The organism is Elusimicrobiota bacterium, assembly GCA_016788905.1.
In the GTDB taxonomy this organism is placed as follows: domain Bacteria; phylum Elusimicrobiota; class Elusimicrobia; order FEN-1173; family FEN-1173; genus JADKHR01.
The window spans coordinates 78,223-98,354 of sequence record JAEURZ010000006.1 but is presented as its reverse complement, the minus strand read 5'-3'; the positions used below and the strand labels follow the sequence as shown (position 1 = coordinate 98,354).

Here is a 20,132-nt window from a genome sequence, read left to right as displayed (position 1 = left end):
AAAAATGGAACGACATTTCGATGAGGATTTACGACTCTTAAAAGAACGCCTGCTCCGCATGGGTTCCATCGCGGAAGAAATGATTCAAAAAGCCGTCAAAGCACTTTACGAACGACGCGACGAATTGACCTCGGAAGTGTTCGAACTCGAGAAACAGGTCAACCAGATGCACGTGGAGATCGATGACCGGTGCCTTAAACTGATCGCTTTGCACCAACCCATGGCCATTGATTTGCGTCTCATCGCTTCGGCCATGAAAATCAACACGGATCTCGAACGCATCGCCGACCAGGCGGTGAACGTCAGCCAAACGTGCCATTACCACCTCCTAAAAGAAACCCCGGTCCCTGAAGTGGCGTTGCTCACCCGAATGTCTGAGATCAGCCAAAAAATGCTTCGGGATAGTTTGGACGCTTTTGCTCGAAAAGATGTGGAATTGGCCAAAAGCGTCTTTACTCAGGAAGAAGAGGAAGACAAATTAAAAACAACAGCGTTGACCTCTCTGATTGAACGACTAAAAAATGATCCGGAACGATCCTGCCAATACGTCGATTTAATTCTGCTTTCCCGCAACCTCGAACGGATTGGCGATCACGCCACCAACGTGGCCGAGGATGTCATTTTCATGGTCCAAGGCAAAGACATCCGCCACCACTTGGGGGACCCCATCAACTAGTTTTTTTGAATCCCAATATCTTTTTTGTGAGGGATGAAATCGCCATTTTCTGAATTTGAGATTTTTTCACCCAACGGGCCCCTTCGGCCGTTGTGATCACATCCGATTTCCAAATAGACACACGCAAATCCCTGTGGGACAACACGTGCCGGATTTCTCTCAATCGAACGAGTGGGGCGTAAGATTTTCCCTCTGCCTCTTTCCTTTTACCATGGGTCTCGACCAGAGGAATTTCCCATAGACCGCCCCAAAGACCGCCCAGGGGGCGACGACGCAAAAGGAACTTTCCTCCCCGCTGAACGAGAAAGGCGTTCAAGCGTACCACCCGTTTCACTGTTGCCTTTCGCGAAAGGGGCAATCGATCCACCCAGCCGTTTTTATGAGCCCAACAGAGATCCGAAAGGGGGCAAACCTCGCACGCGGGGGAACGAGGCAGGCAGACGGTCGCTCCAAAATCCATGAGGGCCGAATTAAAATGGCGTGCCCCCTTGGGAGGAAGGAGCGCCCGCGTGAGGGTCCATATTTTTTTTTGCGTCTGGGGTTCTCGGGTCTCACGTTTGATTCCAAAAATTCGGGCAAAAACGCGAATCACATTTCCATCCACTAACGCTTCGGACTGGTCGTGGGCAAAAGACAAAAGCGCCCCGGCTGTGTAGGGGCCAACCCCGGGAAGAGATTGTGCCTTTTCAATCGAGGAAGGGACTTCCCCCCCGTAGTCACGAACCAACATCCGGGCGGCCCCGTGAAGGTTTCGAGCACGGGCGTAATAACCTAACCCAGCCCACCGTTCCAGCACGTTTTCTAACGGCGCCCGAGCCAGATGGCGAACCGTGGGAAAGGATTTCATAAACCGATGGAAATAAGGGATGACCGTACGGACCGTGGTCTGTTGGAGCATGAATTCTGAAACCAAAACGTGGTAAGAGTCAAAGGTGCCGCGCCACGGAAGAGCATGGCGACCATGAACCCAATACCAGTTGAGAAGTTTTCGGCGGAGACCAGCACGCTGGGCAGGTGAAATAAATGGCATGATGTGACGGTTGTAGATATTTCCTCGGAGATCATACTACCACTATCCTGAGCAAACCGCAGTTGATTTTTGTTTTTTGTATTTCTACTATTTTTTCACTAAAACTATGACACCCGCGCTTCCATGATTGATGTTAAAAACCTGACAAAAGAATACGGATCCACCCGGGCCGTGACCGATGTTTCCTTTACCGTAAACCCAGGCGAAGTGGTCGGTCTTCTGGGTCCCAACGGGGCGGGAAAAAGCACAACCCTTCGTGTTCTGACGGGCTACCTTCCGCCCACCTCAGGCGTTATAAAAATGGGGGGATGGGATGTCCAAGAAAATCCCATGGACGTTCGTCGTCGCGTGGGATATCTTTCGGAAGCTAACCCTCTTTACGAATCCCTGGGGGTATGGGAATCGCTTCGACTTTTCGCCCGACTCAGGGAAATCCCTGAAAACAGGATGGACAGCCGGATTGATGAAGTGGCGGAACAGTGCTCCTTGTTGGAGGTTATGTCGAAAGACGTGGGCGAACTCTCAAAGGGTTACCGTCAACGACTGGGGTTGGCCCTGGCCATTTTGCACGACCCCCAAATCCTCATTTTAGACGAGCCTACGTCAGCGCTTGATCCCAACCAACAAAAAGAGGTGCGTGATCTGATCCTCCGCTTGAAGGAGAAGAAAACCGTCCTCCTCTCCACCCATATTCTGCCGGAAGCCCAGAAAATTTGCGACAGGATCTTGATTATCCACAAGGGAAAAATTGCGGCTCAGGGAACCCTAGAGGAGTTACAAAAAGGGGTCACGAGGACCCAAACCTTTTACGTCCGACTGAGGGGCCCCGCCGATCGGGTGTCTGCAAAACTGCGGTCCCTTCCGGGGGTGACCGCGGTGGAACATATTGACGACGCGGAACCCGGTTGCCCTGGGTTTCGCGTCTCCGCTTCCGAAGACTTGCGGGAGCAGATGGGTCGCCTGGCCGCGGAAACCGGATGGCCCCTCATGGAACTGCGCCGTCCCACCGCCGCCTTGGACGATATTTTCCGACAATTCACGGAGGCGAAATGAGGGTTTCTCGGGCCTGGCTTTTGACGAAGAAAGAGTGGAAAGAATCCTTTAACTCCCCCATGCCGTACATTGTTCTTGTTCTTTTCTTTTTGTTGCAAGGCTGGTTTTTTACCAGCTCCCTTTTCTTAGGGGGCCAAGCCAACCTGGACTCTTTTTTCGGAACACTGCCCCTGATGCTTGGAATTTTCGTGCCCGCCTTGACCATGCGCCTTTTTTCCGAGGAGTTCAAGACAGGGACCATCGAAACACTCGCCACACTCCCCCTGGATGACGCCGAAATTGTGATGGGGAAATACGGGGCTATTCTTTCAATTTGGCTGATCATGGTCCTATTCTCCCTCCCCTATTTCGGTATCTTAATCGCGTTGGGCCCCCCGGATTTCGGACAAATGGCTGGCGGTTTTTTTGGGACGATCCTTCTGGGCGCGTTCTACGGATCGCTTGGCCTGTTGGCTTCCTCATTCACCCGAAGTCAAGTGGTCGGGTTCCTGCTCGGCTTTCTGTTTTGTTTTGCGTTCTTCATGGTGGGACAGGCCGCGGATTACATGCCTGGCGTACCAGGCCAACTGTTGTCTTTCCTGGGAGTGAACCGGCACTTCGAAGGGTTTTTAAAGGGCGTGGTGGACACCCGAGATATCCTCTATTTTTTATCGGGGACCTTCCTGGCTTTGACGGGAACCTTGGCGAGTTTTAACGCCCGGAGATGGCGATGAGCCTCCCCGCGCACAACCAACGTCAATTCCGTTTGAGCCTTCTTTCCGGGACCGGGGTTCTGTTGGTCCTGGGAGCACTGATTTTCGCTAACCTTTTGGGAAACCATTTTTTTGCCCGATGGGATTGGACGTCGGGTGGACGGTATTCGCTTTCCCAGGCGAGCGTGGACCTGGTGAACGGACTGGAAGATCCTGTGTTTATTCGGTTGTATCTCTCCCCGGGTTTGCCTCAACCCTACGAGAGCCAGGGACGCTATATCCAGGATTTGCTGAATGAATGGCGTTCCTCCAGCCGAGGAAAGATTTCACTGGAAACCATTGCCCCAAACGGGTCGGATGAAATGGACCGAGAATTCCGCCGCTTGAACATCCAGCCGGGACGTTTCACCCAGGAGAGCGCGGACCAATTCCAGGTTCGCGAAGGCTATATCGCAATGGTTATCCACTATCAAGACAAACAAGACATCATTCCTTTTGTTCAGGACGTCAACACCCTGGAATACGAATTAGCCAGCCGAATCCGTGTGATGAGTCAGGAGAAAAAGAAAACCTTATTTTTCATTTCGAATCACAACGAGGTGTCTCCCAACTTCATCAAGGAGGGTCCTGCGGGCCGTCTCTTTGAAGAGTTCCATGTGGAACCCACTCAATTGAGCACCCTCGATTCGGGCCTCACACCCGACGCGATCTTTCTATTGGGTCCCCAGTCCAAGTTGTCGGAAGAGGAGCTTTCTGTTTTGGACACGTATGTTTCTTCGGGAATACCTCTCGTGGTCGCGCTCAACCGCCGGGTCGTCTTTCCCCAAAATTTCCGATCCATGGCACAGGACACAGGTTTAGAATCGTTCTTGGAACATTACGGGATACGCGTGGAACGGGAATTCGTCATGGACAACCAATGCCGTAACATTGGGATGCAATCGAAAGGGTCCGCCTTCTTGGTTAAATATTTTCCTTTCATTATGGCGGACGCGCTTCAGCGGGAGAACCAAGCCCTGAAAGGGATTGACGTCTTAAGTTTCCCTTTCGCTAGCGCTTTAACGTCAACGCTAGGGTCCCCCTCCACCTTAACCTTCACCTGGATGGCTCGATCCTCACCGAACAGTTGGGTTTGGCCGGGCTTTTACAACGTGGACCCACCGAACATTCAAAAACAGATGGAGTCCGAACCTCCCACATCCTTTAAGCGCGTGGGGCGGGACAAGGACCTGGGCCCCTTCACTCTGGCCGCGCTGGTGGAAGGGTCCACCGTTTCTTTCCGGGAACCCCAACAACCCGCCCCCCAGATTAAACTGGTGGTGATCGGGACATCCTTTTTTGCCAATCCACAAATACCCAACGCTCCGGGCAATCCCCTTTTTCTTCTTTCCCTGGCCCGATGGTTAACTCAGGACGGAAATTATCTTTCCATTCCGCCCAAAAGTTCACCGTTCCGCCCGTTAAAACCCGTCCCCCCCTGGGGACGTCCCTTGATTAAAGTCGTGGGATACTTCTTTGTTCCTTTCCTGGTCATCTTGGCGGGATTCCTTCACTGGCAAAATCGTGTCCGAACCCGTGAAAAGATTCACGGGATTTATTCGCGTCGGGAGATACCTCCGAATGCCTAAATACCTCCGGACCTTGGCCGTGGTTCTTTTTGTTCTGGCGGCGGCCTATATCCTTGTTCTTATCCCCCGCCCCCCCTCCGGACCCAAAACACCGGATGTGCCTGAAAAAATTCAACGGTTTTCTCTCACCCGCCCAGCCCACTCCATCACAATGGAATCAATGGAAACAGGATGGAGAGTGACCTCGCCTGTCAACGTCCCCGCGAATGAAGGAAGCGTGGTGAGCTTTCTGGCCGGCCTGCGTTCTCTGACCCTGGAAAAAGTGATCAGCCACCGACCGGAAAGTCATGCCCTGTATCGCCTGGACAACGCCCAGGGAATTCTCTTAAAAGTGTGGGGAGAAGGTGCCCAAGAACCCCAAGGATGGATCATCGGGAAGGACTCCCCAACGGGCGGAAACGTCTTCGTTCGATTGGAAACGGGTTCGGAGGTCTATTTGGCCAAGGGACTGAGCCGAGCTTATGCGGAAGCCGATCTCCACGCTTGGCGTGAAACACGCTTGCTCCCCCTTCCCGCCGATGAGGCCGTTCAGGCGGTTGAAGTTCGCCGGGGAAAAACAAGCCTCCGCGTGGAGCGAAGTTCCACCTCCTGGACCGTGAACGGAAAACCCGCCAATTCCGAGATTGTGGACGAACGGGTCAACAGCCTTCGCTATGTAAGCGCCGATGAATTTGTGGACCCGCCGGAATCCGTGGCCCTTTTAGCCGAGAAGAGGAACCTCCCTTCACGCGAAATCGTCGTCATTTTATCTTCCGGAAAAAATCACGTTTTACGTGTGCTCAAGGAAATCCAAGGCGATTCCCCCCGCACGCTTTTTCAACGGGACGAAGATCCTCACCTCTTTTCTCTGTCTCAACCCGTCGTCTGGCTGACCCTCACTGAGAAGGAACTTTTACCGAATTAGCGGAATTGGGACGAAATCTGATATAATTCAAAAGGTTTAAAGAACCTACCCCATGTCAAACGGAATCGTGCTCGTCCTTTCGGCTCCTTCGGGCGCCGGGAAGTCCACTCTTTGCCAAGCGCTGGTCGACCGGCGGGCGGATGTGCGCCTTTCGGTGTCTTGCACCACGCGAGGACCCCGGCCGCTGGAGGTGGATGGCCAGGACTATTTTTTCGTTTCAGAACCGGCGTTTAAAACAAAGATTCAGCAGAAAGAGTTGCTGGAATGGGCTGAGGTCCATGGGAATTATTATGGAACACCTAAAGCCCCGATTGAAGCCCATCTGTCCGAAGGGTTGAACGTGGTGATGGACATTGATACTCAGGGCGCCCAGTCGGTCAGGAAAGTGTTTCCCGAGAGCGTGTTGGTTTTTATCGCCCCCCCCTCGTGGAAAGTGTTGGAAGAACGGTTGCGGGGCCGTAACCAAGACGATGAAACCACGATTCAACGGCGACTGGCCAACGCCCGGGCGGAAATGGAACAAGCGGCGCATTACGACTACCTGGTAACAAACGATCATATCGAAGACGCCCTGGAAGACCTACTGGCGATCCTTCGTGCCGAACAACGACGCGTCCCCCGCCTTGGTCTGCAAGAATCGGGCTGGGCGCCCACACTTTAGCGTTTTATTCGAGGAGGATTCCCCACGTGACTAAAAAGGAAAAAATCGAACTGACGACGGCTGATGCGGCCGTCAATTTAGATGCCCCGCTCAGCCAACTGCTCCTCACCGTCACTCACGACAAGTACCGCATGATTTCCCTCGTGACCCGTTGGGCCAAAGAAATCAAACATCGAGACCAGTCCACTCTTCAACCCCAAGAACTTTTGGCCCAATCCCTACGGGAAATTTTAGGAAAAAAGGTTTCTTTAGAAGACATTGAAAAACTTCCCCCACCCCCTAAAACGGAAAAGAAGGATTTGGATTTCACTTTCCCGACCATCAGTCTGAAAGATGAACCTACGAACGAGAAAGCGGGCGCGGGAGAATCAGGCTCAGTGAAAAAGTAACCCCCCCCCACCCATGGCGGTATTGAGCGGCAAGACAATTGTCCTTGGTGTTTCGGGAAGCGTGGCGGCGTATAAAGCCGCTGAAATCGCTCGGCGGTTAATTGAGGCCGGAGCCCAAGTCACCGCGGTGCTCACAGCGGGCGCGCAACGGTTTATCACCCCGCTGACGTTCACCGCCATCACGGGGCGACCCGCGCTCACGGATGCGTTCTCTCTCCCAGAGGGGGCCATGCCTCACCTGGAATTAGCCAAAGGGGCCACCGCGGTGCTTGTGGCCCCGGCCTCCGCCAACATTTTGGCCCGCCTGTCCGGTGGCCAAGCGGACGATTTACTCACGTCCATTTGCCTCGTCACCCGCGCTCCTGTCTTCCTCGCGCCCGCCATGCATGAACCCATGTGGACCAACCCCGCCACCCGACGAAATGTGGAAACCCTTAAAGGGTTCGGTCATCGGTTTTTGGGACCGGAGACCGGCGCATTGGCATCGGGCGATCAGGGGCTCGGTCGCCTCTTAGAGACGGGAACCCTGGTGGAGGAACTCGTTCGAGCCCTGGCACCGCAAAGATAAATTTCAACGATGCTTTCTTGGGAAAATCGGAAGCTGGTTATTACCGCTGGTCCCACCCGCGAAGCGTTGGATCCTGTCCGTTTTCTTTCCAACGAATCATCGGGCCGGATGGGATGGGCTTTGGCGGAGGCCGCTCAAAAAGCGGGGGCACAAGTGACTCTCGTGGCCGGCCCCACAAACCTGGATTTCCCGAAAAACATAAAGGTGATCCCTGTGGTGACGGCTCGGGAAATGTTGACCGCCACGCGAAGGGCCGCACGGGGCGCCCACGCCGTGGTGGGGGCCGCTGCCGTGGCGGATTGGCGTCCCATAACCGTTTCGCGGACCAAACTCAAAAAGAATGGGAGACCCATGGTTCTTCGACTCACACCAAATCCGGACATTCTGGGAACACTGGCCGCGGAACGGCGTGGTCCTTTCCCCCGCCTGGCGGGATTCGCCCTGGAGACCCAAAAGGTCCTGGCCCACGCGAAGAAAAAGATGTCCGCCAAAAACCTGGACATCATCGTTGCCAATTCACCCGCTTCTCTCGGAAGCTCACGAACTCAAGCGTGGATCCTCCGCCCGGGAACAAGGCCCGAACGGTTTGGCGGCAGCAAAATCGATTTAGCGCGCCGACTTCTGGCCAAACTTCTCACCTCCGTTCAAAACCATGGCCGATAATCCCCGGGAAGAATTAGCCCATTTAACGGCTTCCTTGCGCCGAACGGTTGAACTCAAAAAGGCACGGTTGCTTTCGGGGAAGAAACCGAGCCTCTCTGTGGCGCCGCCCCAAAAACAAAAGCCCCCTTCGCCCAAACCCCCAGCCTCAACATCAACGTTGGACACCTTTCAAGATGATACCTCCCTTTCCAAAGGGGAACGTTTAACTCGGTTACGGGACCACATCGGCGACTGCCAGAGGTGCCCCCTTGGTTCATCGCGAATCCAGTTGGCCTATGGCGTGGGAAACCCCGACGCCCGAGTCCTTTTTGTTGGCGAGGGGCCCGGGTATGCGGAAGACCGAAAGGGAGAACCTTTTGTTGGCCCCGCGGGACAATTGCTGGACAAAATTTTAACAGCCACAGACCTCTCCCGCCTGCCCCAAGAGCCATCCTGGAAATGGGTGTATATTGCAAACATGGTCAAATGCCATCCCCTGATTGACCCGTCAGACAACACCAAGAGGGGAAACGATCGTCCTCCAACACCCGAGGAAATGGCCGTCTGTTCCCCATTCCTTTTGGCGCAGATCCGTATTATCCGGCCGCTCTTCATCGTCGCCTTGGGCGCCACAGCGGGGAAGGCGCTTCTCAAAACAGAAGAAGCCATTTCGAAATTTAGAGGGAAATGGGTGGATTTTCGTGTGGAAGGACTGCCAACGCCCATTCGGTTTCTCCCCACCTATCACCCCGCCGCGCTCCTCCGAAACCCTGCCCTCAAGAAAGATGTATGGGAAGACATGAAAAACCTCAAGGCAGCGCTCGCGGCCGCCGTGGGCACCGCAACGTAAACGTGCCACCGATGCCATTGGCCGAAGTGGGCTTCCCCATTCCGCTCCGGCGCGTGTTTGATTACAAAATCCCCCCCGCATTGGACAAAAGTGTTCGACCCGGCCACCGCGTGTGGGCCCCGTTCGGTCGACGGGCACGCCAAATGGGGATCGTGCTCCGATTGCATGAACCGGAAGCGGGCGGTCTTTCCCCTTCCGATTTAAAAGAACTTGACGGATTGGTTGAGCCCGAACCCGTATTAGAGAGTCGGGATTTGGCCTTGGCCCATTGGATGAGCCAACGCACCGCCTGTTCCCTCGGGGAAGCCCTGTTCACGGTTTTTCCCTTGGGTCGGCGCCAGCCCCCGAAACGCCCCTCTTCCCGTCCCCTCCGAGTGAAAGAGTCCCCCACCCCTTTCCAGCCCACCGCTGATCAGTCCAACGCGCTGAAAGCTCTCCTTCCCGCGCTTGGGTCCAACGATCATCACCGGTTCCTCCTTCAAGGGGTTGCCGCCTCCGGGAAAACAGAGGTCTATCGGCGGGTGATCTCGGCGGCTCTCGAGACCGGGCGTGGGGCCTTGCTTCTCGTTCCGGAAATTGGGTTGACCCCCCAAATGGAAGACCGCCTGCGAGGTTGGTTTGGGGAGACCTTGGAAATTTGGCACAGCGAAATGGCGGACGGGGAACGGTGGCGCGTTTGGCGTCGCGTCCGGGAAGGTACCGCTCGTGTCATTGTGGGCCCGCGGTCTGCCCTCTTTTTGCCCATGGCACCCCTTGGAACCATTATTTTAGATGAAGAACACGACACCTCGTACAAACAGGACAATACCCCCCACTACCACGCCCGGGACATGGGGGAAGAAAAAGCCCGCCTCCATGGGGCGCTCTTTATTTTAGGGAGTGCGACCCCCTCGCTCGAGACCCACGTACGGGCCCAGAAGGGAGAGATTCAACGGCTCGTTCTTTCACGTCGCGTTGAAAACAGGCCGTTTCCAACCGTTCGGTTGGTGGACATGCGAAAAGAAGGATGGTATTTTTCCGATTCGCTGGTGTCGGCCCTGCGAGAGCGGCTCGAGCGGGGGGAACAATCCATGTTGTTCTTAAACCGGCGAGGCTACTCCACCCATATGGAATGTCAGGGATGCGGGTGGGTTGCCCGTTGTCCAAACTGCCAGGTCAGCCTCGTGCTTCACCGCCCAACCGTAGGGCCCGCCACGCTCCGTTGTCATTCCTGTGACCACGCGGCGCCTCTTCCAAACCCATGTCCCGCCTGCTCCGGACCCCTATTTAAAATGTCTGGGCGAGGGACTCAACGTGTGGCCGCGGACGTTGCCTCTCTTTTTCCTAAAGCCCGAATCCTCCGATGGGACCGGGACGCTGTGGCGGGCCGACACGGGCACGAACGGATTTATCGTGAAGTGAATGAAGGACGGGCGGACATGATCATCGGAACCCAAATGATTGCCCAGGGACATGATTTCCCTCACCTGACGTTGGTGGGGGTCTTGGACGCCGACCGGTCCCTATCTTTCCCCGATTTCCGGGCAGCGGAACGAACGTTTCAACTGCTGATGCAAGTGGCGGGACGAGCCGGTCGGGCCGAACGGCCCGGCGAAGTGTTGATCCAAACACGCCATCCCGACCACTACGCCCTGCGCGCCGCGGCGGATAGAAACTTTGACGCTTTTGCCACAAACGAAATGGCCTACCGTCAAGAATCAGCTTACCCTCCTTTCACCCGGATGACCCATGTCCTCATCCGCGCCCGCACTGAAAAAAGTGCGGAAGAGGGATCGGAAACCTTTGTCCGATGGATGGAGGATGGCCCGCCCTTAATCGGTGCCGTCTACCTGGGCCCCGCCCCAGCGTTTCACCGGGTCAAGGCCGGGTGGGCTCAATGGCAGGTGGTGCTCAAATCGTCCTTGGAGTGTTTCTCCCCCATGATGGCCCGGGCGAATTCTTTTGTTCCTCCGACCGGCGTGGGCGTGGGCCTGGACGTTGACCCGGAGGGGATGGCGTGATTTTTTACCTCCTTATTTTTCTCACTCCCTTTAGTCTCTTTCTGTCCTTCCTTCCCGCCACACTCCCCAAGGGGATGGATGGGTTTTGGACCACCGCCGCATGGACGCTTCTCCCGCAGGGCCCCGCCACCCTTCCTCTGCCCATTCTCCTTGGCCAGGGAGCTCTTCACCTCTTTCCCTTCGGTTCCCCCGCTTTTCGTTTGAATCTTATGGGAGCCCTCCTGGCCGCACTCACTGTCCCGCTCGCGTTCCACGCGCTCACACTGGCAAAACCTCGTTCAGCCCCTGGTCCGACTTTTTTTGAATTGGAAGAAAACAGAAAGTGGTCCACTCTTGTTTTGGCTGTCCTCGCCCTCTGGTTTTTTTCGCCTGGCGTTTTTCGGTTGGGCACATCGGGACTCTTGGCCGCGACCAACCTGTTTTTCCCCGTGTTCGCCCTGGAACGATTTCTTTCCTGGAGCCGATCCCCTCCGCGTTTCGGTCAACGCTGGATCAGCGGTTTTTGGGCGGCCTTCGCCAGCGGATTGGCCCTCACACTGGATCTCCGGTGGGCGCTCCTCCTTCCGGGACTCCTGGCCTTGCACCATTCTTTCCGAACAAGAGCTCCCTCCCCGAACCAACCAGCAGAATCTCTATTCAAAAGAATTCTCATCCGGCTCACCCGCATGACTCTCGCGGGGATAGGAGTCGGGTCGGCCTTTGTTTTCCCCTGGATCCTTCTCACCGCGTGTCAAGTGGCCACCGTGGACCAATTGATCGATGCCCTTCCCACCCTCATGACCACAGGGATATTTTCAGTGGATGATGTTCCGAATAAATTTATTCTGATTCGAGAAGCCCTCCAAACCTCCTTTGAGATGTTAACGTGGGGAGGTCCCCCCATCGCCCTGTGGGGCTGTTATTGTTCTCTCCGTTCCAATCGGAAACAGGGATCAGGCCTTCTTTATCTTTGGCTCTTTGGCGCGATTTTGATCCCCCTTGTTCCCGGCCGTGATCCTTCGATTTTTCCTGTTGTCGCAGGCCTCTTTCTGGCCCTTTTTTTCGCTGGGGGTTTAAAAAGTATTTTATCCCGTTCCGTCCGGGGCCCCGCGGCCGCTTTCTTTCTTCTCCCGATAGCCCTGTTTAACTGGATTCCTTTTGGGTTTCCTAGAGCGCCAATGGTGGAAAGCCAGACAGCCGATATGTTCCGTTCCCTCCCAAAGGACAGCGTTTTGGCCTGGACCCGATGGGAAACGGCGGGGGCCGTCCTCTACGCCCAGAACGTTTTAGGGAAACGGCGGGACATCAATCTCCTCCCCAGCCTAGACCCCAACGCCCCCATCCCCAAACCCGGCCGCCCCTTTTATGTGGAAACCCCGAAACTCCTTTCGGGGTCTGGAAAAAACGCGACCCCTGTGGGGTTCGTATTTCATCCCACACCACTCGATCGACTCCCTTCCGCTTTTGACGAGGTATCCCAGGGAACCCTCCCTGTCCTTTTGGCTGAAACACCACCCTCCGCCCCTTCTCTTTCTAAAACTTACGAACAGTTGGGGCAGGCTTTCCGAGACCTGAATCGACCCGACCAGGCTGAAGAAGCGTTTCTGACCGCCATCGCCATCGACCCGTCCAACGGTTCCGCCAGCCGGTCCCTGGGGCAACTGTTTCAAGACTATGGAAATGTCCAAAGAGCTCCCGCGGCCTTTGCCCGAGCCAGCCGGTTTCTCCCACGGTCCGAATCCCTCCTATCCCAATGGGCGAACGCGGAATTTCTCAATGGGAATCTCATTAAAAGCATCGCTCTCTTGCGCGAAGCCGTTGAATTGAACAAAGGGAACGAAAAGCTTCGCTCCCAATTGGCCGACCTTTACGATCGGACAGGCCAGACCAAGTCCGCCATTGTCCAGTGGCGTATCCTCTCCGTACAACAACCAAACGAAAAGACGTATTACTGGAGGCTAACGCAAAGCTTAGTCGCTGCCCAAGAATGGGACAGAGCCTTCCACAACATCATCGGGTATTTGAATTTTGATTTAACAGAAGAGGAACGAGAAGCAGCAATCTCATTAAAAACGTCCCTGAGAAAAGATCCAAACCAAAAGGGAAACCCCCAAGAGGGCCAATCTAAATCATAATACGGGAGTTGATGGTGGAGGTGTTTCGGTAAGTTTATTCGCCGCGGAGAAGTCGAAGAAACTCACTGTCCGTGGAAAGAATCAGAGTGCTGTCTTGAGGAATTGACTTCTTGTACGCCTCGAGCGTTCGAATAAATTTATAAAAACTCGGATCGGAGTTCATGGTTTTGGCGTAGATCCGGATGGCTTTTCCGTCGGCGGTTCCCTTAAGCGTTTCCGCCCGTCCGTAGGCTTCCGATTCGATCTCTTTCAAATCTTTGCTGATTTTTCCTTCGATCTTAGCCTTTTCCCCTTGACCCACGGAGCGAATACGCTGGGCGATCCGTTGCCGCTCCGAAATCATACGGTCATAAACCTTGGCTTCAACGCTTTCTTCGTAGGCAATCCGCCGAAGTTGAACATCAATCAGTTCTATTCCAAACTCTTTAAGTCCAGCCTTGGCCTGATCGATGATTTGGGCACTCAGCGCTTCCCGCCCCACCGTTACGGGTTCGATCTCTCCAATGATTTCTTCTTCCTCATCACCCGGTTTCAATTCCCCACTTTTTTGACGGGCCAGTTTTGATTTTATGTTGTCCAAAATGGTGTTTGAATTTCGGACCCCTTCCACTAAATTATGCTTGGAAATGGTGTCCCGCGTCACCGCATCCAAAATGGCGTCCAAACGGGTTCGTGCGCCGCGCTCGGTTTGAACGGTTTGAAGAAAAACAAGGGGGCTCACGATTCGCCACCGAGCCGTAGTGTCCACGATAATATACTTCTTGTCTTTGGTGGGGATCTGGTTAGGGTAACCGTCCCAAGCGAGGATCCGGTTATCGAAAAGGTGGACCTGTTGAATGAAAGGAACCTTCATGTGCAAACCTGGATCTTTGATGGGGTCTCCAATGGGTCGACCGAATTGAGTGATGACGGCCTGCTGCCATTCCGGGAGGATATACAGAGACGACTTTATCGCGATCAATCCAAAAAGGACCGCAAAGCCAGAAATGAGGAGAGTGAGTGGGTTTCGGGGGTTCATGGTTTAACCTGAGGGTCCGGTGTTAAATTCCCAAAAACGGGCAACACACCTTGAACTTTTTTATCAACGATCGTCATGGATTTCACTCGACCGTAAATCTCTTCAAGAGTTTCCAAATAGAGCCGCGTGCGCGTTACCTGGGGCGCGGTCCGATAGGCCGACAAAATATCCTGAAACCGGGAAGCGTCCCCCAGGGCGCGGTTCACCACAGCCGCCGAGTATCCTTCAGCGTCTTTCACCAGTTTTTCCGCCTTTCCTCGGGCTTCCGGAATCACCCGGTTGTATTCGCGTTCGGCCTGATTGATCGCTTGTTCTTGTTCCTGCTTGGCGGCATTGACTTCGTTAAAAGCGGGCCGGACCGACGCGGGAGGGTTCACGTCCTGCAATTTAACGGTCACAATTCGGACCCCCATGTCGTAACGGTCGAGAATTTCTTGCGTTAACCGATGCACTTCTTCCCCGATTTCGGCGCGCCCTACCGTCAAAACTTCGTTCACCAATCGGTCGCCCACCACCCTTCGCAACATGCTCTGGTTGGCGTCCCTCAGATTTTGGAGCACCTCGCGGGTATTAAAAAGATATTTTTTGGGATCCGAAATCTGATATTGAACAATCCACTCCACATCGGCCACATTGAGATCCCCAGTTAACGTGAGTGATTCTTCCCCAAAGGACCTGTTGGAATATTGGGTCCGGGTTCCGGTCGTTCCCGAAGAGCGGAATCCAAACTCTTCCTGGTGGATGATTTTTGTTCTGACTTTGATGGCCCGTTCAATACCAAAGGGGAACTTAAAACGAAGGCCCGGCATCTCGGTCCGAATATAGCGACCGAAACGAAGAACAACCGCTTCTTCGCTGGGTTGGATGGTGTAGAAGGAGGTCAACGCTCCCAAAAAGAGAATGACCCCGAGGACGATCCCACCAACACCAAGGAGATTAAAATTAAATTGTTTTTTAAACTGGTTGAGCCGCTCCAGCAACTGTTCCACCGCATCGCGCGGTGTTTCATCGTCATCCCATGGACTTGGCATGGGCTGATACTACCTCTATCGAACACATCACGCAAGGGACCACGGCTTCCCTGCCAATGATAAGGGGGATCGCTTACCCTTGAATCAGTTGAACGAGGACCGATTGAACGCTCCGGGACGAACGGATGTGCGCAAGAAGGAAACGGGCCGGTGGGGACGATCCCGATGGGACCCCCGCGGGATCCGAAGGCAATAAAATAATCCGGCCCCGTAGATCCCCCTCTAGATTTTCCACGCGAGCCGCAAAAGCCGCCACGTCCACCACGCGAAACTCCACTTCGCCCAATCCTTCCCGCCCTTCTGGGGTGTCCCCTTCCAAGGGACCAAAAGTCGCACCCAAAGAAATGACGTCCAGCCGAAGATTTCGGAAATCCAGGGTAAATTCTTTTCCACCCCCCGAGAGGTCCTGTTCGGGCCCCCCCGACCACGCTGTCCGGATCCGTTCGTAAGTTCCCGGTCCCACCACAACCCCCACGGCGTCAAAGGGATCCTTGGGAGAAAGGAACAGTCGGGCCAGTTCGGGGTCCTGGGTCAAAAGGCCGTAGGCTTTCCACCCCCGATTCTCCCCCCGCGCCCCGAGCTCTTGAAACGCCCCCCAGCGGAGATCGTTATTCGCGTCGGCCAATTTCAAAACCAAATCCCGTTCCGACAACCGATGTAAATCGAGGGGTTTCTCTTTCATGAGGAGGAAGGCAGGCTCGCCAAAAGCGAAACCATGTCCTCGTGGCGTCTCCCGTTCGTCGCCAAGGTCGGCTGAGCATGAACAAATGATCCCTCTAAAGCGTAGGTTAAAGGGCTCCCGTCCCAGAGGGTCATCCGGCCCCCCGCTTCTTCCAAAATCAATTGGGGCGCGCAGGTATCCCACAGATGAACGGGGTGGTGATTGAGATACAGATCCGCCAACCTCCGGATCACATACCCCACTTTGACCCCCACACTGTTGATCGGATCGAGGAAACGCAACCCGCATTTTTGTTCCAGGGATCGACGCCATTCCTGGGGAAATCCTTTCGACGTGATGACCGGCATGGCCAACCAATCCTCACGGGGAGAAACACACAAGGGCGTCCTCAGGACCGGTCCCACCAAATAGGCCCCTGCGCCTTTCTCCGCTTCAAAAAGTGTGTGCGCCAGAGGATCGTAAACCACCCCGAGGGAGGGTTTCCCGTCTCGCAACAAACCCACCATCACGCTAAATCCCGAAATCCCCGTGGCGTAAGCCCGCGTACCGTCCAGTGGGTCAACGACCCACAGGTATTTCGCGTCGGGAGGACCTTCCCGCCCGGTTTCTTCACTCAGGAGTCCGTGATCCGGGAAAGCCGTTCGAAGCGCCTCGCGTATAATGGTGTTGGCCTCGTGGTCGGCGTTGGTAACGAGGGAATGATCGGCTTTGCGGGACGTTTCTATAGGAGAACAAAGAAGTTCCATCACCCGACGACCAGCGGCGTAAACCGCCGTGCGCGCCGTCTCCAGAAAGAGGCTGGTCTCAGACACGGGGAGGGGGGAGGTGCAAACCACACTCTTTTGAAACGTCTTGATTAAACCAGCGCCACCGTCCGGCCCGCCGAGGTTCGTGGGGCCCGATGGGCGTGGTACAAATCACACAACCCAATGATTCATAACGCCACCCCCCAGGAAGCGGCTGCGTCATCAATTCGTTCACAGGGACATCGTGGGCGCGCACATAGTCCCAAACCCGCGCTTCCGTCCAGTCCACCAGGGGAGCCACTTTGAGAAGGGTACGCTTTTTCCCCGAGTCCTCCCGTTCTACCATCTCCAGTTTTGGCGTATTCCGTCGTTCAGGGGATTGGTCCGCCCGAAGTCCGGTCACCCAGACATCCACGGTGCGAAGGGCCCTCTCGTTGGGGACCACTTTTCGAAGGCGGCAACAGAGTTCTTGTTTTTCCTTAGAATCAAAAAACAAGAATTCTCCATTTTCCGACACCATCGATTCAACTTCCTCAGGGGTCGGAGAAAACCGTTCGATCGTTAACCCGTATTTCTTTTCCACTCTATGAAACAACGCCAAGGTTTCCGGAAACAGTCGGCCCGTGTCGTTGGTAAAAACCCTGGGTATAAATCCGGCTTCCACACAGAGAGCCACGATCACCGCCCCGGTCAATTGCCCTCCCGTTCCGATGGCCATACGGTCGCCGAACCGATGGTGAAGCGATTTTAGAAGTTCCCCCGGCTCCGACAACGGTCGAAGTTCCTCAAGAAGTGACGGCGTCACGGTCATAAAAACATCCCCTTTTCTTTCAGAAGTTGGACCACCCGTGCGGCACACTGAGAGGGCGTTTCTTTCCCCGTTGGCAAAACGAGGTCCGGAGATTCCGGCGGTTCATAGGGAGCGGAAATTCCCGTAAACTGGGCCACATCCCCCGCCCGGGCTTTCTTGTACAGACCCTTGGGATCGCGCTCTTCACAGAGAGCGAGAGGCGTGTCGCAAAAAATCTCGAAAAAACGTCCTGGGGGAAGAAGCGCGCGGGCGGCGGCCCGATCCGAACGGCGGGGGGAAATAAACGCGGTCACGGCGATCACATTGTTCTGAGAAAAGAGAGCCGCCACTTCACCGACACGCCGAATATTTTCCCGCCGATCGTCCTCCGAAAAACCCAGCCCAAACCGTTTCGCCGCGGGGTCCCCATATCCGGCTTTCTCCACCAGGAGAGACGCGCCCATGTTGAGACCCATCCGGAGATTATCGCCGTCCAACACAGCCGCGTTTTTCCCCTGGAGGACAAGGAGCGATTCCAATTCCCGCGCCAGGGTGGACTTTCCTGACCCTGAAAAACCCGTCAGCCAGACCACACATCCCCGCTGTCCAAGTTTTTCTGCCCGGTCCGCCTCGCTCAGCTTTCCTTGGTGCCAGTAAACGTTGGAGGGAGTCGTTTCACTTGGAGTCGTGGTCAAAAGCAGTTCCTCATGACAATGAAAAAGTGTGGAACGCGGTGATGCCCACGTAGACCCGCCGTCCTGCCGCAAAACCGCTGGCCAGGGAAACCCCTTTCGGGACATGGGCCACAATGGGCTGATCGGCCCCCACATCAATCTGATGCTCGATCAACGGGCCCCGGAACCGAGTGTGGATAATTTTGCCTTCCACCTGAAGAGTTTCCGGGACAGAGCTCAGATACACATCGTTGGGCCGGAAATAGATTCGGACCCGGCTTCCCACAGCTGGCCCCGTCACTGTAAAACGGAAGGGGCCCCACACCACCAGTTCCTGCTGGTTGACCACGGCATCCACCGAATTCGTTTCTCCCACAAATCGCGCCACAAAGGGGGTGGCGGGGTGATCAAATATTTCGAGGGGTGTGCCTTCCTGCTCAATACGGCCCCGGGCCATGACAATGATTTTCCCGGAAATTTCCATGGCTTCTTCTTGGTCGTGGGTCACGAAAAGAGTGGTCACGCGGGCTTCTTCATGAAGGCGGCGGATCCATTCCCGTAACTCTTCCCGAACCTTTGCGTCCAAAGCTCCAAAAGGCTCATCCAAAAGAAGGACCCGTGGCCGCGGGGCCAATGCCCGCGCAAGGGCCACCCGTTGCCGTTGCCCCCCCGACAACTGACCCGGGAAGCGGTGTTCAAACCCTTCGAGTTGAACCAATTTCAACAATTCGCTTACCCGAGATCGGATTTCTTCTGGATCTGCTTTTCGGACCGCGAGTCCGAACGCCACGTTGTCCCAGATGGTCATGTGCTTGAAAAGGGCGTAATGCTGAAAAACGAACCCCACGTTTCGTTCCCGGGCGGACTGGGACGTGGACTCCTCCCCCGTGAGCAAAATATCGCCCGCGTCCGGCCGCTCCAATCCCGCAATCATCCGAAGCAAAGTGCTCTTCCCAGACCCCGAAGGGCCCAGCAAGGCCACCAAGCCTCCGGTTTCCATCCGGAAAGACACGCGGTCCACCGCCAGGAAATCCCCGAACCGTTTCGTTAACCCCCGCACCTCAATACTCAACCGTTGCCTCCCCACCGTACAACACAATGAGATTCAAAGGAATTTTACAATAATCGGCTTCCCGGAGGGCCGCGAACAGGGGATCAGAGAGAATAAAGGGTCGGTCGCCGTTCGGAAAAAAGGTCGTTCCCCGAGGAGAGCCTCTTGTCCCGGGAGAGAGCGGGGTCAATGTCTGCCACGGCCACGGATTCTTCTTGCCCCCCCAACCGAGCCAAAAGTTCACCCCTTGGGCTGACAATTTGGCTCTGCCCAATGAAGGTGAGCGGGCCATCTCCCCCCGCCTCGGTTCCCACCCGGTCAGAGGTCGCGGCAAAAACTTTGTTCTCCAAACAGCGGGTAACCATGGCCGTTGGGCAATGGGGCAGGACCAAATTGGAAGGATGAAGAAGGATATCGGCGCCGGCCAAGGCCAAGGTGCGGGCCGATTCGGGGAAATACCAGTCGAAACAAATGAGGAGTCCCACACGCAGACCCGCGATGTCCCAAACGGCAAAGCCTTCCTCCCCGGGAGAGAAAAAAATCTTTTCCCGGCCAAAGAGGTGAATTTTCCGGTACACCCCCACCACCCCGGAGGGCCCGACCAGGGCGGCCGAATTAGAGAGCTTATTCCCCACCTGTTCAGGGAATCCATACACCACATGGGTCTTGCGGGTCCGGCAAAATTCTGTCCAAAAAGCTGCGGTGGGGCCCGAAAGGGGTTCCGCCAAACGGGCGATTTCTTCCCCCGTGGAAAAGTTGTAGCCCGAAAAGGCCAGTTCCGGGAGGACGTAAATTTCCGCAAAGGTCGGGACCATAAGCGCCCTGGCTCGCTCCATGTTCTTGAGCGCCTGACCCCGTTCAGGATGGGTTTGAACGACCGCGATTCGCATAAAGACGGATTCCCTTTTCTCCCCCTTGATTTTGATCGGATTC

Annotated in this window: 21 protein-coding genes; 12 read left to right on the top strand and 9 right to left on the bottom strand. The window is 55.3% G+C overall.

The window, feature by feature from the left end:
• Positions 1–4 precede the first annotated feature (4 nt).
• Positions 5–676, top strand: coding sequence for a phosphate signaling complex protein PhoU (gene phoU / locus JNK54_04145; GenBank protein ID MBL8023458.1), 672 nt, complete (start codon positions 5–7; stop codon positions 674–676).
• Here the strand turns inward: phoU and mutY are convergent.
• Complete coding sequence (gene mutY, locus JNK54_04140; protein ID MBL8023457.1) at positions 669–1,706, bottom strand: A/G-specific adenine glycosylase; 1,038 nt, start codon at positions 1,704–1,706, stop codon at positions 669–671. The two genes, phoU and mutY, sit on opposite strands and share 8 nt — an antisense overlap.
• 123 nt (positions 1,707–1,829) lie before the next feature.
• Between mutY and JNK54_04135 the strand changes: the two genes are divergently transcribed.
• The 11 genes from JNK54_04135 to JNK54_04085 are packed head-to-tail and all read left to right on the top strand — an operon-like array spanning position 1,830 to position 13,207.
• On the top strand, positions 1,830–2,759 hold the full coding sequence (locus JNK54_04135; protein ID MBL8023456.1) for an ABC transporter ATP-binding protein: 930 nt from the start codon (positions 1,830–1,832) through the stop codon (positions 2,757–2,759).
• Complete coding sequence (locus JNK54_04130; GenBank protein ID MBL8023455.1) at positions 2,756–3,472, top strand: ABC transporter permease subunit; 717 nt, start codon at positions 2,756–2,758, stop codon at positions 3,470–3,472. The genes JNK54_04135 and JNK54_04130 overlap by 4 nt, the downstream gene beginning before the upstream one ends.
• Positions 3,469–5,079, top strand: coding sequence for a GldG family protein (locus JNK54_04125; GenBank protein MBL8023454.1), 1,611 nt, complete (start codon positions 3,469–3,471; stop codon positions 5,077–5,079). The genes JNK54_04130 and JNK54_04125 overlap by 4 nt, the downstream gene beginning before the upstream one ends.
• Positions 5,072–5,983: a DUF4340 domain-containing protein gene (locus tag JNK54_04120; GenBank protein MBL8023453.1), complete on the top strand. Its 912-nt coding sequence runs from the start codon at positions 5,072–5,074 to the stop codon at positions 5,981–5,983. Before JNK54_04125 ends, JNK54_04120 begins: the two co-directional genes overlap by 8 nt.
• Before the next feature lie 52 nt (positions 5,984–6,035).
• The gene (gmk, locus tag JNK54_04115) at positions 6,036–6,644 is read left to right on the top strand and encodes a guanylate kinase (GenBank protein ID MBL8023452.1); all 609 of its coding nucleotides are present in this window, start codon (positions 6,036–6,038) and stop codon (positions 6,642–6,644) included.
• Between the two features lie 26 nt (positions 6,645–6,670).
• Entirely contained in the window at positions 6,671–7,033 is a 363-nt protein-coding gene (locus tag JNK54_04110; GenBank protein ID MBL8023451.1) for a hypothetical protein, read from the top strand.
• Between the two features lie 13 nt (positions 7,034–7,046).
• A complete protein-coding gene (locus JNK54_04105) occupies positions 7,047–7,601 on the top strand; it encodes a hypothetical protein (GenBank protein ID MBL8023450.1) in 555 nt (184 codons plus the stop codon).
• A gap of 9 nt (positions 7,602–7,610) precedes the next feature.
• Positions 7,611–8,264 (top strand): phosphopantothenoylcysteine decarboxylase, encoded by a 654-nt coding sequence (locus JNK54_04100; protein MBL8023449.1) that lies wholly within the window; start codon positions 7,611–7,613, stop codon positions 8,262–8,264.
• A complete protein-coding gene (locus tag JNK54_04095) occupies positions 8,254–9,093 on the top strand; it encodes a uracil-DNA glycosylase (protein MBL8023448.1) in 840 nt (279 codons plus the stop codon). The genes JNK54_04100 and JNK54_04095 overlap by 11 nt, the downstream gene beginning before the upstream one ends.
• Before the next feature lie 11 nt (positions 9,094–9,104).
• On the top strand, positions 9,105–11,093 hold the full coding sequence (gene priA, locus JNK54_04090; protein MBL8023447.1) for a primosomal protein N': 1,989 nt from the start codon (positions 9,105–9,107) through the stop codon (positions 11,091–11,093).
• A complete protein-coding gene (locus JNK54_04085; GenBank protein MBL8023446.1) occupies positions 11,090–13,207 on the top strand; it encodes a hypothetical protein in 2,118 nt (705 codons plus the stop codon). Before priA ends, JNK54_04085 begins: the two co-directional genes overlap by 4 nt.
• Positions 13,208–13,241: 34 nt before the next feature.
• On the opposite strand, the gene hflC is transcribed toward JNK54_04085, so the two are convergent.
• From hflC to JNK54_04045, 8 genes are all read right to left on the bottom strand, one after another.
• Positions 13,242–14,225 carry a protease modulator HflC gene (gene hflC, locus JNK54_04080; protein MBL8023445.1) on the bottom strand — a complete coding sequence of 328 codons (984 nt, stop codon included), beginning with the start codon at positions 14,223–14,225 and terminating at the stop codon, positions 13,242–13,244.
• Positions 14,222–15,256 carry an FtsH protease activity modulator HflK gene (hflK, locus tag JNK54_04075; GenBank protein MBL8023444.1) on the bottom strand — a complete coding sequence of 345 codons (1,035 nt, stop codon included), beginning with the start codon at positions 15,254–15,256 and terminating at the stop codon, positions 14,222–14,224. Before hflK ends, hflC begins: the two co-directional genes overlap by 4 nt.
• A 73-nt stretch (positions 15,257–15,329) precedes the next feature.
• Positions 15,330–15,938, bottom strand: a complete 609-nt coding sequence (locus JNK54_04070; GenBank protein ID MBL8023443.1) for a hypothetical protein — start codon at positions 15,936–15,938, stop codon at positions 15,330–15,332.
• A complete protein-coding gene (locus tag JNK54_04065) occupies positions 15,935–16,750 on the bottom strand; it encodes a 3'(2'),5'-bisphosphate nucleotidase CysQ (protein MBL8023442.1) in 816 nt (271 codons plus the stop codon). Before JNK54_04065 ends, JNK54_04070 begins: the two co-directional genes overlap by 4 nt.
• A complete protein-coding gene (locus tag JNK54_04060) occupies positions 16,743–17,495 on the bottom strand; it encodes a phosphoadenylyl-sulfate reductase (protein ID MBL8023441.1) in 753 nt (250 codons plus the stop codon). The genes JNK54_04065 and JNK54_04060 overlap by 8 nt, the downstream gene beginning before the upstream one ends.
• The gene (gene cysC, locus JNK54_04055; protein ID MBL8023440.1) at positions 17,492–18,274 is read right to left on the bottom strand and encodes an adenylyl-sulfate kinase; all 783 of its coding nucleotides are present in this window, start codon (positions 18,272–18,274) and stop codon (positions 17,492–17,494) included. Before cysC ends, JNK54_04060 begins: the two co-directional genes overlap by 4 nt.
• Positions 18,180–19,220 (bottom strand): sulfate ABC transporter ATP-binding protein, encoded by a 1,041-nt coding sequence (gene cysA / locus JNK54_04050; GenBank protein MBL8023439.1) that lies wholly within the window; start codon positions 19,218–19,220, stop codon positions 18,180–18,182. The genes cysC and cysA overlap by 95 nt, the downstream gene beginning before the upstream one ends.
• Positions 19,221–19,303: 83 nt before the next feature.
• Positions 19,304–20,089: an acyltransferase gene (locus JNK54_04045; protein MBL8023438.1), complete on the bottom strand. Its 786-nt coding sequence runs from the start codon at positions 20,087–20,089 to the stop codon at positions 19,304–19,306.
• Positions 20,090–20,132 lie beyond the last annotated feature (43 nt).

Coding starts and splice junctions, on each gene's coding strand:
- phoU (MBL8023458.1), top strand. CDS start 5: ATGGAACGACATTTCGATGAGGATTTACGACTCTTAAAAGAACGCCTG.
- mutY (MBL8023457.1), bottom strand. CDS start 1,706: ATGCCATTTATTTCACCTGCCCAGCGTGCTGGTCTCCGCCGAAAACTT.
- JNK54_04135 (MBL8023456.1), top strand. CDS start 1,830: ATGATTGATGTTAAAAACCTGACAAAAGAATACGGATCCACCCGGGCC.
- JNK54_04130 (MBL8023455.1), top strand. CDS start 2,756: ATGAGGGTTTCTCGGGCCTGGCTTTTGACGAAGAAAGAGTGGAAAGAA.
- JNK54_04125 (MBL8023454.1), top strand. CDS start 3,469: ATGAGCCTCCCCGCGCACAACCAACGTCAATTCCGTTTGAGCCTTCTT.
- JNK54_04120 (MBL8023453.1), top strand. CDS start 5,072: ATGCCTAAATACCTCCGGACCTTGGCCGTGGTTCTTTTTGTTCTGGCG.
- gmk (MBL8023452.1), top strand. CDS start 6,036: ATGTCAAACGGAATCGTGCTCGTCCTTTCGGCTCCTTCGGGCGCCGGG.
- JNK54_04105 (MBL8023450.1), top strand. CDS start 7,047: ATGGCGGTATTGAGCGGCAAGACAATTGTCCTTGGTGTTTCGGGAAGC.
- JNK54_04100 (MBL8023449.1), top strand. CDS start 7,611: ATGCTTTCTTGGGAAAATCGGAAGCTGGTTATTACCGCTGGTCCCACC.
- JNK54_04095 (MBL8023448.1), top strand. CDS start 8,254: ATGGCCGATAATCCCCGGGAAGAATTAGCCCATTTAACGGCTTCCTTG.
- priA (MBL8023447.1), top strand. CDS start 9,105: ATGCCATTGGCCGAAGTGGGCTTCCCCATTCCGCTCCGGCGCGTGTTT.
- hflC (MBL8023445.1), bottom strand. CDS start 14,225: ATGAACCCCCGAAACCCACTCACTCTCCTCATTTCTGGCTTTGCGGTC.
- hflK (MBL8023444.1), bottom strand. CDS start 15,256: ATGCCAAGTCCATGGGATGACGATGAAACACCGCGCGATGCGGTGGAA.
- JNK54_04070 (MBL8023443.1), bottom strand. CDS start 15,938: ATGAAAGAGAAACCCCTCGATTTACATCGGTTGTCGGAACGGGATTTG.
- JNK54_04060 (MBL8023441.1), bottom strand. CDS start 17,495: ATGACCGTGACGCCGTCACTTCTTGAGGAACTTCGACCGTTGTCGGAG.
- cysC (MBL8023440.1), bottom strand. CDS start 18,274: ATGTCCCGAAAGGGGTTTCCCTGGCCAGCGGTTTTGCGGCAGGACGGC.
- JNK54_04045 (MBL8023438.1), bottom strand. CDS start 20,089: ATGCGAATCGCGGTCGTTCAAACCCATCCTGAACGGGGTCAGGCGCTC.